Origin of the sequence: Halobacteriovorax sp. HLS (assembly GCF_004006665.1) — a bacterium.
GTDB lineage: Bacteria > Bdellovibrionota > Bacteriovoracia > Bacteriovoracales > Bacteriovoracaceae > Halobacteriovorax.
Genome location: NZ_QOCL01000014.1, coordinates 394,493 through 409,917, shown reverse-complemented (window position 1 = coordinate 409,917; position 15,425 = coordinate 394,493). Strand labels below are relative to the sequence as shown.

Here is a 15,425-nt window from a genome sequence, read left to right as displayed (position 1 = left end):
TTTGTAAAGTGTTAAACTTATATTACAGAATTTCCCACATGGAGTCATCATGAGTTACCCAAATTTTGAAAAAATGGTCGAAGTCATCACCCAGTTGCGCCATCCTACAAAAGGCTGTCCATGGGATTTAAAGCAGGATCACAAGTCATTACTTAGATTTCTTATTGAAGAAAGTTATGAATATCTGCATGCTGTTGAAACTGAAGACTACAAACTCATGGAAGAAGAAATTGGAGATGTTTTACTTCAAGTAGTTCTTCACTGCGTTATCGCTCAAGAAACGAATAAGTTCGATATCGAGTCAGTCTCCAAAGTACTAAGCGAAAAAATGATCAGAAGACATCCACATGTCTTTGAAGATTCCTCCATCGCTCAAACTGAAGAGCAGGTCAAAGAGAATTGGCAAAAAATAAAGTCCTCAGAAAAATCAAATACGCAAGATCATCATATTGACGCTTCTTATCTGAGTTTTCCCGCCCTCTTTAGTTCTTACAAAATTGGGAAAAAAACCAATCAAATAAACTTCGACTGGGACAAGGCAGAAGACGTCTTAGCAAAAGTGGAAGAAGAACTAGAGGAACTTAAAGTAGAAATATCTGCAAAGACAGTCGACCCCAAATTAGTCAAAGAAGAAATGGGAGACTTTCTTTTCTCAGCTGCTCAACTTGCGAGACACTTAGGTGTGGAGCCTGAAGAGGCACTACGAAATGCAAATAGAAAGTTTCTTCATAGATTTTCCTCTATGGAGAAGCTGATAAAAAATGATGATAAAGACGTCCTATCTATGACACAATTAGAAATGGATGAATACTGGAAATTAGTAAAGACTGAAGAGAAGAGAAAATGAAACTTAAAGAAATATTTATAACTCTTACCGGTGAACAAAGACTTTATCAGGTTCCATGTCCAGTTATAGGTTTAACAGGTGGTATTGCCACAGGGAAGTCCAGCGTCACAAAGAAACTAGAGCAGCTTGGAGTTAATGTTATTTGCGCGGATAAGCTTGTAAAAGAAGTTTACTCTTATCCAGAAACAATAGATTTCGTCGCAGAAAACTTTCCTCAAACAGTGAGCAAGGAAGGCTCTATTGACTTCAAATCTTTAAGACAGAAAGCATTTGAAAATGTAACAAACAAAGAAACTTTAGAAAATTATATATATCAAAAACTTCCGCAACAGTTTATGAAAGCATTTAGTGCTTTAAAAGAACCTACTTTACTAGTTTATGATGTTCCTCTTTTATTTGAAAAGAAGATGTCTAAGTTATTTGACCTTACAATTTGTGTGTATGCTCCAAAGGAAACCCAAATTGAAAGAATTATGAAAAGAGATTCGTGTAGTAAAGAGCTTGCTGAATCAATTCTTCTTAATCAAATACCAATTGACGAAAAAAAATCTCTAACAGACTTTACGATTGATAACTCTAAAGGCTTATCCCATTTAGAGCTAGAGGTCGAGGCCTTATTAACTATTTTATTAGACTAGACTACCAACCAACATCAAATCCCAGGCCAACAGGAAAGGATTTTTGTTTTATAGATGCATTCCACTTAGAAAAGAAATACCCTGCCTCTAGTTTAAAGAATAGCGTTCTAGACGAACTATTAACTCTTAGACCTAAGAGGCCTCCCGTAGTACGTATTCTTCCATCAACAACAACTGTAGCAAATGTATTTGAGCTCAAAACAGAATGAACTTCATGATAACTATAAATAGTATTAAAATATAATAAAGAGAAATCATTAAATCGATAACCTACATTCAACGACACATCGTAAGCATCAACTTCCAAATTACCACTATAACTTCTAGTCCCAGAGGTCGTACTTACGGATAAATTCCCTTCGTCCTGATCTAGGCCTCCTATCGCAATCTTTGTAGCAACTTTCAGTCCTTTCGAATTTTCAAGCTCAGTACCTCCCAGAAATTGATACTTAAGCCCATACATCGTCGGCCCATCACCGTAATTTTCAATATCAAAATCTACTCTCTCTACAAGCCCAAGGGTAAAGTCCCAGCTACCATGAGTTCTTCTAGACGTCGCGGTATCACTATCGACAGTTGGATCAAAAATAGATGGAAATAGATGTTCACTAACTTCACCAGTTCGAACTTTATGAGATACACCCCAGTTTATTCCAACTTCGCCCTTTAGCAACTTTCCTTTTGCTTCGGGTGAGTCAAACCTTGTAAGTGGTATGTGATAATCAATATCTGTTGCGCATGAAGCAAGCTGAGTTAAGACTAGTAATTTTGCCCAAAAAAAAGACCGCTTAAGCGGTCTCATATTAAGCACCAACCTCAGGTCCATGCTCAACTTCCTCATTAAAAGCTCGATCTTCAAGCTGTTCGTCTAGAAAATCATTACTACCAACTCTGTCATTATCTTTGGCCAAACTTCTAGCTTCAGTTAATTTAACTTTACCTTCTTGAAATGCCTGATAAAGACCTCTTAGAGCTGTTATCATTTCTTCATCTTTTATTTGCCCATTTCGAGATAATCTACTTACATTGAACATATCAGATTCTATTAAGTCTCTCGCATCTTCCATTCTATCCTGTAAAGAACTAAAGTCTGGAAGTTCACATTGTTGCATAATCAGAGACACTTTCGAAAGATTAACGTCAAGAGCAGTAGAAATTTTTGAAAACTCTGTTAGAACTTTTTCAAAAGACTTAACTTCCATTTTAATTTTAGTTAAGCTCTGCTCAATCTTATGATTGTTAGAATCATTTTTTTGAAAAATAAGTGATTGGTCTAGTAATTGAAGCATACGTCCTTTAAACTGATCGACTTGTCCTTTGAGCTTCTTATACTCTTTTCTAACACCATCAACATTTTCCAGAGCTCTTTGATTTTCGCCAAGAACATCTGTTAGTTTTTGAGATTGAGATAATAGTGCGACTTCATCTCTGAAAAGACCTTTCGAAGATACTACCGTATTTTGATATAGCTTCTCCATCTCGTTGCGAAGCTCAACAATAGAAACGATCGAATCTTTTGCTTCATTAAACTTATTCATTGCAACTTTTTGAACTTCTTCTTTTTCAGTTAATACGCTCTGAACATCGGCAACTAACTTAAATTGATCGTAGAGATCATTTTCAAGTCTCTCAATTTCATTTAATAAACCATTCTTTTGAGTATTAACAAATTCATTATATGTATTGAACTTGGCCCATACTTCATCAATGCCGGCTATATCAAAATCCTTTTTAACTCTCTCTTTAAAGTCTGAGTTAAAGTTCCCCGTTGTTAATGCATCAAGAGTTCTCGCAACTGGCCCAACAAGTGACTTTGACTGATTCGAAAGAGTTTCCTCAATCGATCTTAATGGGTAAAAAGAAATCATTATTCTTCTTTGATTAGCATATAGTACAGGTGAAACGTACATTTCAAAAGGAAGAGAATCTTCATCATTCTTCGTCTTAACTTGGATATTATAAATCCCAGCAACATCATCTTTTACAGCGCTAATGACAGGATCATTCTCACCTAAATTTGTAAATCTCTGTAAAAAGTCCCACGTAATATTTTCGTCAGAGTTTTTATACTCATCGAGAGACCAGTGATCATAGAAAAGACCGTTCGCCCAAACCATATTAAGATTAGAGTCTAGTAAGATAGAAGAAAATGGCATTGCATCTTGAAAAATCGATCCAAAACTCATTCTCTTATGGATGTACTCTCTATATTTATCAAACTCCTCTCGAGTAGTAGGAGAAAGTGACTGCTCATAGTCTGTTTCAGTAGGAAGAACCCCTTCTTTAATTGCATGAATAATCAGTCCTTCAACTTCTTTTTTATTTTTTGATTCACCGACTCTATAAACAAAGAATCCAAACACAGAAAAAACAAACATTAGTGCTACTATTCCAATCAAAGAGAAGAGCATATTTTGTGAATTTCTTTCAAACTGAATTTTCTTTAAACTGATTTCAGGTTCAATTGACTTAAACCATTGATTGAATTTTGAGTCCGAGACCTTAAAATCTTTTTGAAATGTTTTGTATTCTTGTAAGTACTTTCCAAGCATTCCAATTTCTGTTTTAAGTGTCTTGGCTTTAGTTAAAATTAGATTCTTGTCTTCTCTTGATAAAACAGAGCTCTCTGTAACTTTTTCCATTAGCTCAATATCTTCACTCACACTTCTCCAAAGTGAGTGAAGTTTACTATAAGTAAAGAACCCCGGAGTTCGTGTTCTTGAAGGCTTTACCTTAGCATTTATTCTTCTAGAAACTCTGGTTAAAGTCTTCCAGCTATTTTGAACAACAAAGTTTTCAAAATTTGTTACTTTATTATTTAAGACAGTAACAATAGTTGTTAATTCTGGATAAGACAGAAGAGAATTTAGAGATTTTTTGGATGTTGCCAAGCTCTCTTCAAATTCTGAATAAGAGTCGACATTTGCAATATTATCTAACTTCTTAGTATCTTTTTCTAAAGTATCAAGTGTTGTTACAGCATCTCTAACTCTATCATTTTGAACTTGAAACCAAACTTTTTTGATGTCATCTCTTTTCTTAATTTCTTCTAATTGCAGTGTTGCTTCGAAAACACCAGACACATTATCAATATTTACGGGACCATTATTCCAAAAATAAAAAATTCCATAACTTACTAATCCAACCAATGTGAATAAAGTTACTGCGTAATAAGTCTGTAGGGATCTGCCAAATTTGACATTCATTTACTCACCTCTTAAAGAATAAAAATTTAATTCTAGTGAGCAGCTAAGATTGATTAATAAGGGAGAAAAAATCGATATATCTAAAAGAACTTTTGATTCGATTTTCAACTTCCTGTTGTCCAAAGCCACTTCCTGTGTCTCTAATATTGTCTAAAGTCGACTTACTATAAACTCGACCCTTCTTAGGTATTATGATGGAAACGGGACGAAATAAAAAGGAAAAGTGCAACATTTCTTGATCTTTTATTGTCCCAGTATATCTATCAGGTACTCTATAATGTTTATTAATATTTAGTTTTTCATCTATTTCAATGACTAAGTGCCTAGGGAGCTCCTTGGCCTGTTCTGGAGTAATTCTATACCCTTTAAATATATTTGAGAAACCTAGCCATACACCAAACTCTTCTCTAAAGTCGACACAAAAGCTCAGGTTCTTATCGTGCTGCATATCTATATTTAGTTCGAGCCAACACATTCTCTCATCATCTAAATTTTCTATCTTATAAGTTAAAATTGATTCTTCCTTGAGTAGTTTTCTAGATGCAACATAAACTAATTCTCTAAACTTAGTAATATTCTGATCAGTCTTTATCAACCCTCTAAAAGTAATTCCTTTATCAGAAAGTAAAATATTTTGTGTTCCAATAAATTTAAATATTTTAACGATATGTAAACTAATTGGTAAAACTGAAAGAAGTTTATTCCACTTCTCTAAAGACATTGACTCATATTTCTTTTGAAAAAGAACTTGATGAGCACCGTGCGTATTTAAAGTGTAATTTGTTAAAAGTTGGTCTACTGTTTTTTCTAGAAAGTTTTTAATCTCTGAGAATTCATTCAGATTTTCAAAAGAGTACTCTGCTTTTCGATGGATTTCTCCAATGTGAAAAGCAGCTCTGTCAATTAATGGATTAAGATGGTTCTCACCAAGAGCTTGTATATCTTCTAGCGTCTTCATGCCGTTTACAAAATCTTGATAAATTTCTTTAACCATCTTACATCCTATAAGAGAGGGTGACTTAGTTTTCTATACTGCTATATCTTCTACTGAGTCAAAAGTTGTTTTAAGTTTTACTTTAAGCTTCATTATGGCCTGCGTATGAAGCTGAGAAACACGAGATTCAGTTACATCTAGAACCTGGCCAATTTCTTTCAAGTTTAGATCTTCATAGTAATATAATGACAGAACTAGTCTTTGTTTTTCTGGTAATTGAGCGATACCTTCTTTAATTTTATCTCTAGAATTCTTATTCGCTACAGCTGTAAAAGGATTCGAGTTTTTGCTATCTTCCATTAGACCAGCAATAAGTTTCTTATCACCTTTATTAAAAGAAGCTGAATCATCAATATTTAATACAGAAACAGACTTCGCTTTATTAATCAGATCATAAAACTCATCCTGATTAACTCCAAGCTCAGCACACATCTCTTCGTCAGTAGCTGGTCTCCCCTCTGCTGCTTCAATTTTTGCATATGCTCTTTCAACTAACTTTGCTTTTTCTCTGACAGAACGTGGAACCCAGTCTTGTGCTCTAAGTTCATCAAGAATTGAACCTCTAATTCTAAATTCTGCATATGTTTTAAATTTATTATCTCTGCTAGGATCAAACTTTTCGATTGCGTCCATCAGTCCAATTACTCCACAAGAGATGAGATCATCTAACTCAACATTTGATGGAAGTCTTGACGCAATTTTTTGCGCAATATATTTAATAAGTGGTGCATATTCGATGATGATTTCATCTTTTACTTTAGGATCAACTGTTGATCTATAGTCTTTTAAATTTTTTAATTTTTTAGAGATTGAAGACATTCATGCACTCCTTAGCAAACGTTTAATTGTTGGACTTCGTGTCCATGTCCAGAGATTGGTAGCGTAGTAGCTACATTCTCTTCGGCGAACAATTCAACCACTTTAAGGAAATTCTTATGCAGGGCAGAATTTTCCTCACTAAGTAGGGCCTTATCAAATTTATCTATTGAAATATCTTTCTTTACTAATCCTCCAAGGATTCTCAGTCTTGAATTTAAAAAGTTATCGACTGTTTCTCCGAGTGTTTTAATAATTCTGTCTAATTGATTAGAAGTGGAAATTTTGTTTACTATTAAATGGTTTTCACTAACTCCATACTTTGTAGAAAGTATTTTAATCAAAGAATAAGAGTCAGTGATTGAAGATAGATCTGGTGTAACCACAACAAACCTATGATCACTATATGCATTTAGAGTAAGGTTTTCTTTAGCAATTCCAGCAGGACTATCAAGTAGAATATAATCAAACTCTTTTTCATGTGTTACTAGAATATCTATTATAAATCTTTCAATTCCAGTTTGATCATCAAACAAGTCCATATTCCCATTACAACCTGAAAGTAAGAAAAAACCATCATGTTCAACAATACACTCTTCAAATGGCTTTCTAGCACTTATTAGTGAATAGAAATTATCCGTAATTGGAAGTCCTAACTTTACAGCTGTGTTTGATAAATTGAAGTCACAATCTATAACGAGAGTTTTAAACCCTTGCTGTGAAAGAATTTTTGCTAGTTTTAGGGTGACCGAAGTCTTACCAACTCCGCCTTTTCCAGAAGTAATGGAAATAGTCTTGGCCTTCCCAAAGAGCTTCTTGCCTTTTGATTCTGTTTTGGTTTGTTCAAACTTATTATGGCCGACTAGCCATTGAGCTGCGCTCTTTGTAGACATCCTGTCTCCTATTCCAAACAATTTCGACACATCCTATGTCGAAAGGGAGTTTAATTTTTAGAACTGAAAAATACCTGCTAATAACCTTTCTGCTGTAGCCGCTTCGATATCATCAGGAACAACATCACCTGTTCCATAGAATTTAAACGGTAACTCTCTATTCTCATCGGCAATATTAAATAATGCCCCAAAGTTTAAACATAAATCTAAATTTGAAATCACTAAACCATTTGCTAGAGACTTGTATCTAGAAACAACTTTTCTATTATAAATTTCAGAATGAATTGCGGATAGAGAGATCAATACTTCCACCTTGCCAAATGATCTTCTTAGACCATCAATGAACTTCTTAGTTTCATTAATATCATCTGAGTTATTCTTATAATCTACAAAGGCACATTTCCCTGCCTCTGTTGCCTTACGACACTCTGAAACAATTTCAGCGACGTTTGAAGACTCAACAACATTTAATCCAAACATCTTACGACTAAACTCTTTACCTTCGCTTGATTCACCAGAAAGATTACTTTTCACAATGAGTGAATCTGGCTTAAGTGCTCCAATCTTATAGCTCATAGAAGTTTGGCCTGTAGACGTTTCTGAAAGTACTACAGTGACTACACCCTCTTCACTCTCCGTTGAAGAAAATAGAGGCATCTGAGTATTAACAACTTCAATCATCTCTCTAAGAGCAAATTCGAAAACAATATCTGAATCTTCAAGATTTTCTTTGCTCAATTCAAAAATAGCTTTTCTAACTAGTGTATGAATATATTTGTCAGAAATATCTAAGCTTCTTAATGTTGTTCTAAGTTCATAAATTCCATTAGGCTCTTTCTGATCAAGCCTTTCAATATTCTTAGTTAATTCATATAGCTTTTTTTCAAGCTCATCGATCTTGGCCCTCTGATCATTCATCAGAGATTCATCAACTTCACTAGTTCTTACAGAACTTTTCCTAGGAGCCTCAATATGCTCTCTCGCAGCAATAGGCTCTGGTGTATTTGCAATCTCTTCGTACGAAAAGTCTTCAAAGGAAACATCATCTTCTTCATGAGAAAGAAAATTATCCATACTTGCTTTCGTATTATTTACGATACTATTTGTAACTTTCTTCACTTTTCCTACAGCATCTGAAAGAAAATCATCTAAATCAGAGTTAGAACTTTGTTTCTCCCCAAGTCTCGTATTAGATTGCTTATTTAATCCCATCTTTCCATATCCCTGTGGTACTCCAGGATTTGAAACTACTGACCGACTATTTTGAGAAGTATTCTCTTCATAATCATCAATCATATTTGAGATATAGCTTGAGTTATTAGAGTAGAATTTTTCTTTTTGAGTTCCATCTAATACATGATCAACCTTTGCCTTCTTTGAGTAGTTCTTCTCACTTATAGCTGCAGTGATCTCAATCCTCTTTTTCTTAAATGCTCCTTTAAGACCTTTGTTCGTTAAGGTTTTAAGAATAATCGCATCTGGACCAAGTTCTTGTTTAATACTCTTTAGTGCTTCATCTAATGAATCAGCTTCAAATTTTCTTACATACATTTACAGCCTCACCGTACCAAGGGATCTAATATTCGCTTCAGAACTTAATTCGTTATGACTTACAACAACTAAGTTCGGAATAAACTTTTCCGTTAATCTTTTAAAATGGTTTCTAATTACTGGACTACAAAGAACGACCATTTTTTCGCCCATGCTTGTAGCCTCTTCAATTTTTTCATTTAAACTCGCAAGAATATGTTGAGTAATTTTTGGATCTAAGCTCAACTGATGACCCTGCTCTGTTTGAATAATATTATTTGCAATATTTTCTTCAATATTTCTATCCAGTGTAAATAGAGGGATATCTCCTTGATCTCCTCTAATTGTCTCAGTAATCGTTCTATAAAGAGACTGTCTAACAAACTCAGTTAGAGCATCAGCATCCTTAACTGATGTACCAAATTCCGCAAGAGTTTCTAAGATCGTTCTTAAATCTCTGATAGAAACTCCCTCTCTTAGAAGGTTTTGCATCACTTTTAGAACAATCCCCAAAGGAAGAATGTCTGGGATTAAATCTGAAACAATTTTAGGATAGGCTTCTTTAAAGTTATCCATGACACGAACAAGTTCTTGACGACCAAATAGTTCATGTAAATTAGTTTTTAAAACTTCTGTGATATGTGTTGCTACGACTGTGGATAAGTCTACAACCGTGTATCCGTTATATTGAGCATCGTCTTTTTGATCTTCTGAAATCCAAACTGCCGGTAATCCAAATACTGGCTCTACAGTTTCAACACCGTCAATCTTCTCAATAACTGAACCTGGGTCCATGGCCATAAAGTGATCAGACATTAAGTCTCCACTTGCCACTTCAATTCCTTTAACCTTAATGCTGTATCCTCCTGGTTTCAACTCTAGGTTATCTTTAATTCTAACAGAAGGAATGATTACACCCCAGTCTAAAGCGAATTGTTTTCTAATATGTGTAATTCTTTCAAGAAGATCACCATTTTGCTCAGCATCAACTAAATTAACAAGACCGTAACCCACTTCAAGCTCAACTAACTCCAGAGTTAAAAGGTCTTCTAAATTGTCTGGAGTAGCTTTCTTCTCTTCTGTCGTGGCCTTTTGTGCTTGTTCTTTATCTTCTTGAGCACCTTTTTCAATTCTCCATCCTGTGTAGGCCAGAGCGGACCCTACTACCATAAATGGGAATTTTGGAAGACCTGGAATAATAGCAAAAACAAGCAACACACCACTTGCAATATATAGGGCCTTAGGGTGAACCTTAAATTCATTACCAATTTGTGACCCTAGAGAATTATCGCTTGTATTTCTTGTAGCAATCATACCTGCAGCAGTTGAAATAATTAGAGCAGGAATCTGAGAAATTAAACCATCACCAACAGTTAAAAGTGTAAATACTTGTGCTGCTTCAGCTGCACTCATACCATTTTGAGCAACACCGATGATAATACCAGCAACAACGTTAATAAATGTAATCAGGATACCAGCTATGGCATCCCCTCTAACGAATTTAGAAGCACCATCCATAGAACCATAGAAATCTGCTTCCTGAGCAACTTCCGCTCTTCTCGTTTTAGCGGTACCTTCATCGATTAGTCCTGCGTTTAAATCAGCATCAATTGCCATCTGCTTACCTGGCATTGCATCTAAGGTAAATCTTGCAGCAACTTCAGCTACTCTACCAGCACCTTTAGTAATAACCATGAAGTTTATAATAACAAGAATGATAAAGATGATAATTCCTACAACGTAGTTACCACCAACAACAAACTCACCAAATGATCTAATGATCTCACCGGCAGCAGAAGCTCCATCTGTACCACCTCTAATTAAGATATTCTTTGTAGAAGCAACGTTAAGAGAGAGTCTAAATAAAGTTGATACAAGAAGCACAGAAGGAAATGTTGAAAAGTCTAATGGCTTTTTCGAGTATACAGAAATTAATAGAATTATTACAGAGCCAGATAGCGTCAAAGCAAAGAGTAAGTCCAATAGCATTGGTGGTATTGGAATAATCATCACACTAAGAATTAATAATAGACCAATAGCAACGACAAGGTCTGAATTCTTTGAGAGTGCTTTTAATTTTTCTGAGAAACTTCCTTCCATGGATTTTCCTTAATTAGCTTATCGCTTTTTGTTTTCTTTTAAGTTTATAAACAAAAGCTAAAACTTCGGCCACTGCCTTATATAGGTTTCGAGGCACTCCTTGCCCCTCTTTAACTGTCTTATACAGACCTCTTGCTAGAGGTACATTCTCTACAATAGGTATATTATTATCCTTAGCAATCTCTCTTATTTTCAGAGCTAAAACATCAGCTCCTTTGGCGATTACTTCAGGTGATACCATTGTATCTGGATCATACTTTAAAGCTACAGAAATATGAGTAGGATTGGTAACGATTACATCAGCTTTTGGAACCTCACTCATCACTCTTCTTTGTGACATTTCTCTTTGTACGGCCCTAATTCTCTGTTTAATCTCAGGATTACCATCCTGCTGCTTGCTTTCTTTCTTAGCTTCTTCTTTTGTCATCATCAGCTTTTTCTTATATGACATTTTCTGATAAGCAAAATCCGCTACAGCAATGATAACAAGGCCGAGCACGATAGCAAAGCCAAGCTTTATTAAAAAACCTTTCCCGTAGATAAATGCTTGAAAAAACTCAAGATGAAAAAAACCTGAAAAGGTATGCATCTCATCTTTTAGAAAGTAATACACAATTGATAGTATAAAAGTGAACTTAAACACACCTTTAATTGCTTCTACAACAGACTTCATTGAGAAGAGTCTCTTAATTCCTTGTAGTGGATTAATTCTATCAGGTTTCCACTCTAAAACTTCAGGAGAGAAGAGTAATCCAACTTGCGCAACATTCCCAAAAACACCGACAATCAAAGTTACGATAAATATTGGAGCAACACACTTTAGAGAAACAGATACTAATTTATGAACAATCGTGTTCATTGACTTCTCAGTGTAAGCACTAGCCGTATCTAGAGTATAGAGCCATTCAATGAAGCCAGACATTACTTCGTAAACATAGATAAGAGAAAGCCCAAGCGTCAATAAAGACGCAGCAAGAACTAAAACACTAGTTAGTTCTTTAGAGGAAGCTACCTCACCACGCTTACGAAACTCTTCGATACGATGGGCGGATGGGTCCTCGGTTTTTTCCTGTCCGTTGTCACTGTCTTCTGACATTCACACGTCCTATATTACAAATTGAAACCAGCTTCCTAAATTTTCAGTGTACATTTTGATAGCAACACGAAAAAATTCTTGAGAAGTGGCAATAAAAACTAGTAATCCTAGCCCGATATTAACTGCAAAACTCACCATAATTACATTCATCTGAGGAACTGTTCTAGCGATAACACCAAGTACAGTCATGATCAGCATATTTGTAAAAATTAAAGGAGAAGCAAGCATTAATGCCGAGATGAAGATATTTTTAAAAATTTTAAAGTAGAACTCTGGGCTCGCCGCAAACTTTCCAACATCCATTGCATGAATAGAAAAAAATGAGCCAAAGACTCCTTTAAACATTGGTAACAGAGCTCCAGAAGATAGAATAATAATTAACACTGTCCATTTAATCAATTGTTCAAATGGACCAATTTGCTGAGAACTTGAAGGATCAAAGTATCTAATCGCTCCAAAACCAATTTGCTGCGTAATGATTGATCCTGCAGCAGTATAAATATTCATAATAACTTTAACAAAGAAACCAACTAACAATCCAACAATTGTATTGAAGATTGTTAAAAACCAAAAAGCATCAATTCCATAGTGATAAACATCTTTTAAAAGCTGTTGCTCTAAAAAAGGAAAGAAAGCGTAAGTCATTACTAATGTTGCAAGAACTTTAACAATAGTCGGAACAGACGTATTATCAAAAATAGGTAGCTGAAAATTCACAGCGATGAATCTGGTAAAACATAACCAAAAAGCAATCACTGAATATTGATCTACTACCTGAATATTAATCATCTTCCTGCCACTACCTGAGGAATACTGATAATTAACTCTTTAGTAAAAGTAGTTAATGTATCAGACATCCATGGAGCAAAAATTACTAGTGCTCCAACAATAACTAAAATCTTAGGAATAAATGAAAGTGTTTGCTCATTGATCTGAGTTACAGCTTGAAAAATGGAGACTAATATACCCATCACAAGTGAACCAATTAGCATCGGAGAGGCAATCATAAGAGCAATTTTAATTGCTTGATTTGTAATGTCTGAAATTCCGTCAAAATCCACGATCTACCTCTTAGTTAAATGATCGTAAAATAGAACCAGTGACTAATTGCCATCCGTCTACTAATACAAAGAGTAATAATTTAAATGGAAGCGATACTACAACAGGTGGTAACATCATCATCCCCATGGCCATAAGTACTGAAGCAACAACCATATCTAAAATTAGAAATGGTATATAGAGTAGAAATCCAATTTGAAAAGCTGTCTTCAATTCAGAAATAATAAAAGCAGGAATTAAAAAGTGAATTGGAACATCTGCTACAGTATTAGGTGCAGTCGCTCCAGTCACATCATAGAATAATCCAATATCAGATTTACGAACTTGCTTTGTCATAAATCCTCTTAGCGATTTTTCAATTCGATCTAAGGCAACAGTCGTAGTAATCTTTTTTTCAACATAGGGAGTAATTGCTCCATTATAAATTTCTAATCCAGTTGGTTGCATCACGAACACTGACAAAAATAGAGCAAAGCCTATTAAGACCTGATTCGGTGGCATACTTTGCGTACCAATTGCTTGCCTCATAAAACTTAGCACTACAATTATTCTCGTAAAGCATGTACAAAGAATTAATATGGCCGGTGCCATTGTTAAGACAGTAAACAAAACTAGAACTTGGATTGTATCAACTAAGTTTGTGCCATTACCAAAGTTAATTGCCATTCCTGGTAGATTAACTCCTGATTGTTGTGCAAAAACTTCAGGACCACATAAAAGTAGTCCTAATAGAGCTGCCAAAAATCCTTTTTTCTTTTTAAGAGCTTCCATGCTCATTCGTTCCTTTCTTACTGTAGTGGTTTTAAAGTTTTAACTTTATCTTTAATTTTCTGCGATAGCTTAACTGACTCTTGAATATCATTTGTTTTCAATTCAACGACAGCTGGTTTTTCAATATCTTCTTTTAAGTTAAAATCTTTTTCTAAAAGGTCCGCTGATCCAAGATCTGAATCAAAATTATTTCCAGATAAGCTCTTTTCACCATCTTTCATAAGTCCTGCAACATCTTTTACTTCAGAGAGGTACTCCATTCCCTTTTCTGTATTTGCTACTAGAAAGACTTGGTTATGAGCTCTAATTAACATTAAACTCCTCTTTGGTCCTACATAAGTTGTATTTATGACTTCGATCACCTTAGTACTATTAAGGAAGCCTAACTTACCTTTCTTCAATACTCCCTTTTTCATAAGTGCAACAACACCGTAAAAGAGAAGCAGTACTACACCTAGAAAAGCAACAAATTTGCCAATATAGCTCGTTAATGAAAACGATGATTTAGCCTCTAGAGGACTTGTTTTTTCGATACCGGCCAGTGCCACATTGACTTTATCAGCGACCTTAACTGGTGCCTTTAATTCAGTAACTGTCGTATTTTTTTGAAGTTCTTTTTCTTTGATTAGCTTATCTAAGTAACTTTCATTGTATTCATCAAGGTTTTGAGTCTTTTTTGCTTTTACAGCGGCAACCTTAGTCTTAACAGGATTTGAAGCACTTACAATTGTTGGGAAATGAAGATTAATATTATTACCAGATATTGTAATACTAACTCTATCTTCAAGCCCTTTTATAGAGTACGGAAGCATTGCTCTAACTCTAACCATATCTTTATTGAACTGATAGGCCATAATTGTCGTGTCTAAATTTTTAGCTATACTCACTCTTTTTTCAATCTTTGGCCAAACCATGGCGCCAGGTATTGCAACCTGAATCATCTTATCTTTTACAGTAAGATCTGGAGCATTCGTAAGATCACCTTTTAGAGTTATAGATAACTCACCAGCAGAATTTCCCTTTGCAGCGTAATTTAACTTCTTCACTTCTACAGCATTGCTAGAGGCGAATATACTCGCTGATAGAAAGATTAATGATAGTGTTAAGATTCTCTTCATTATGACTCCGTATTCTTTACTTTAGTGTTTCAATTCTTTCAATCGGGCTAATAATATCAGTAAGCCTTATTCCAAACTTCTCGTTAACAACAACAACTTCACCTTTTGCAACAAGCTTCCCATTCACTAAAATTTCAAGTGGTTCACCAGCAAGCTTATCTAGCTCTAATACCGAACCTTGTCCTAGTTGTAATAGGTCCTTAATCATTACTTCAGTTCTTCCTAGCTCAACTGTAACTTTTAGCGGTATGTCCAAAATAAAATCAAGGTTTTGAACCTTAAGCTTATTGAGAGCATCATCACCTGCTTTTATTTCATCAGAGAGCTGGTTTACTCTTACTGAATTAATATCTTCAA

Annotated in this window: 14 protein-coding genes and 1 pseudogene; 2 read left to right on the top strand and 13 right to left on the bottom strand. The window is 34.9% G+C overall.

Translation table 11 applies throughout. From position 1 onward, the window contains the following. Nucleotides 1-49 precede the first annotated feature (49 nt). Nucleotides 50-847 (top strand): nucleoside triphosphate pyrophosphohydrolase, encoded by a 798-nt coding sequence (gene mazG / locus DPQ89_RS15985; RefSeq protein ID WP_127718033.1) that lies wholly within the window; start codon nt 50-52, stop codon nt 845-847. Continuing rightward, complete coding sequence (gene coaE / locus DPQ89_RS15980) at nt 844-1,485, top strand: dephospho-CoA kinase (protein ID WP_127718032.1); 642 nt, start codon at nt 844-846, stop codon at nt 1,483-1,485. Before mazG ends, coaE begins: the two co-directional genes overlap by 4 nt. Before the next feature lies 1 nt (nt 1,486). Here the strand turns inward: coaE and DPQ89_RS15975 are convergent, their stop codons facing one another. From DPQ89_RS15975 to fliN, 13 genes and pseudogenes are all read right to left on the bottom strand, one after another. Then, nucleotides 1,487-2,287 carry a hypothetical protein gene (locus tag DPQ89_RS15975; protein WP_127718031.1) on the bottom strand — a complete coding sequence of 267 codons (801 nt, stop codon included), beginning with the start codon at nt 2,285-2,287 and terminating at the stop codon, nt 1,487-1,489. A gap of 1 nt (nt 2,288) precedes the next feature. Continuing rightward, nucleotides 2,289-4,691, bottom strand: a complete 2,403-nt coding sequence (locus DPQ89_RS15970; protein ID WP_127718030.1) for a hypothetical protein — start codon at nt 4,689-4,691, stop codon at nt 2,289-2,291. A 43-nt stretch (nt 4,692-4,734) separates the two neighbouring features. Continuing rightward, on the bottom strand, nt 4,735-5,685 hold the full coding sequence (locus DPQ89_RS15965; protein ID WP_127718029.1) for a hypothetical protein: 951 nt from the start codon (nt 5,683-5,685) through the stop codon (nt 4,735-4,737). A 33-nt stretch (nt 5,686-5,718) separates the two neighbouring features. Next, on the bottom strand, nt 5,719-6,504 hold the full coding sequence (locus tag DPQ89_RS15960) for a FliA/WhiG family RNA polymerase sigma factor (RefSeq protein ID WP_127718028.1): 786 nt from the start codon (nt 6,502-6,504) through the stop codon (nt 5,719-5,721). 11 nt (nt 6,505-6,515) lie between these two features. After that, entirely contained in the window at nt 6,516-7,394 is an 879-nt protein-coding gene (locus DPQ89_RS15955; protein WP_127718027.1) for an AAA family ATPase, read from the bottom strand. A 57-nt stretch (nt 7,395-7,451) separates the two neighbouring features. Beyond that, the gene (locus DPQ89_RS15950) at nt 7,452-8,945 is read right to left on the bottom strand and encodes a hypothetical protein (protein ID WP_127718026.1); all 1,494 of its coding nucleotides are present in this window, start codon (nt 8,943-8,945) and stop codon (nt 7,452-7,454) included. Next, on the bottom strand, nt 8,946-11,024 hold the full coding sequence (flhA, locus tag DPQ89_RS15945) for a flagellar biosynthesis protein FlhA (protein ID WP_127718025.1): 2,079 nt from the start codon (nt 11,022-11,024) through the stop codon (nt 8,946-8,948). A 13-nt stretch (nt 11,025-11,037) separates the two neighbouring features. Continuing rightward, a complete protein-coding gene (gene flhB, locus DPQ89_RS15940) occupies nt 11,038-12,120 on the bottom strand; it encodes a flagellar biosynthesis protein FlhB (RefSeq protein ID WP_127718024.1) in 1,083 nt (360 codons plus the stop codon). 9 nt (nt 12,121-12,129) lie between these two features. Continuing rightward, nucleotides 12,130-12,909: a flagellar biosynthetic protein FliR gene (locus DPQ89_RS15935; protein WP_127718023.1), complete on the bottom strand. Its 780-nt coding sequence runs from the start codon at nt 12,907-12,909 to the stop codon at nt 12,130-12,132. Then, nucleotides 12,906-13,181, bottom strand: coding sequence for a flagellar biosynthesis protein FliQ (fliQ, locus tag DPQ89_RS15930; protein ID WP_127718022.1), 276 nt, complete (start codon nt 13,179-13,181; stop codon nt 12,906-12,908). Before fliQ ends, DPQ89_RS15935 begins: the two co-directional genes overlap by 4 nt. A gap of 10 nt (nt 13,182-13,191) precedes the next feature. Further along, nucleotides 13,192-13,950 (bottom strand): flagellar type III secretion system pore protein FliP, encoded by a 759-nt coding sequence (fliP, locus tag DPQ89_RS15925; RefSeq protein ID WP_127718303.1) that lies wholly within the window; start codon nt 13,948-13,950, stop codon nt 13,192-13,194. Nucleotides 13,951-13,967: 17 nt separating this feature from the next. Beyond that, nucleotides 13,968-15,068, bottom strand: a complete 1,101-nt coding sequence (locus DPQ89_RS15920; RefSeq protein WP_127718021.1) for a flagellar biosynthetic protein FliO — start codon at nt 15,066-15,068, stop codon at nt 13,968-13,970. 16 nt (nt 15,069-15,084) lie between these two features. Continuing rightward, nucleotides 15,085-15,339 (bottom strand): annotated as a pseudogene (fliN, locus tag DPQ89_RS18845) (flagellar motor switch protein FliN); the annotation flags it as partial. Nucleotides 15,340-15,425: the final 86 nt, after the last annotated feature.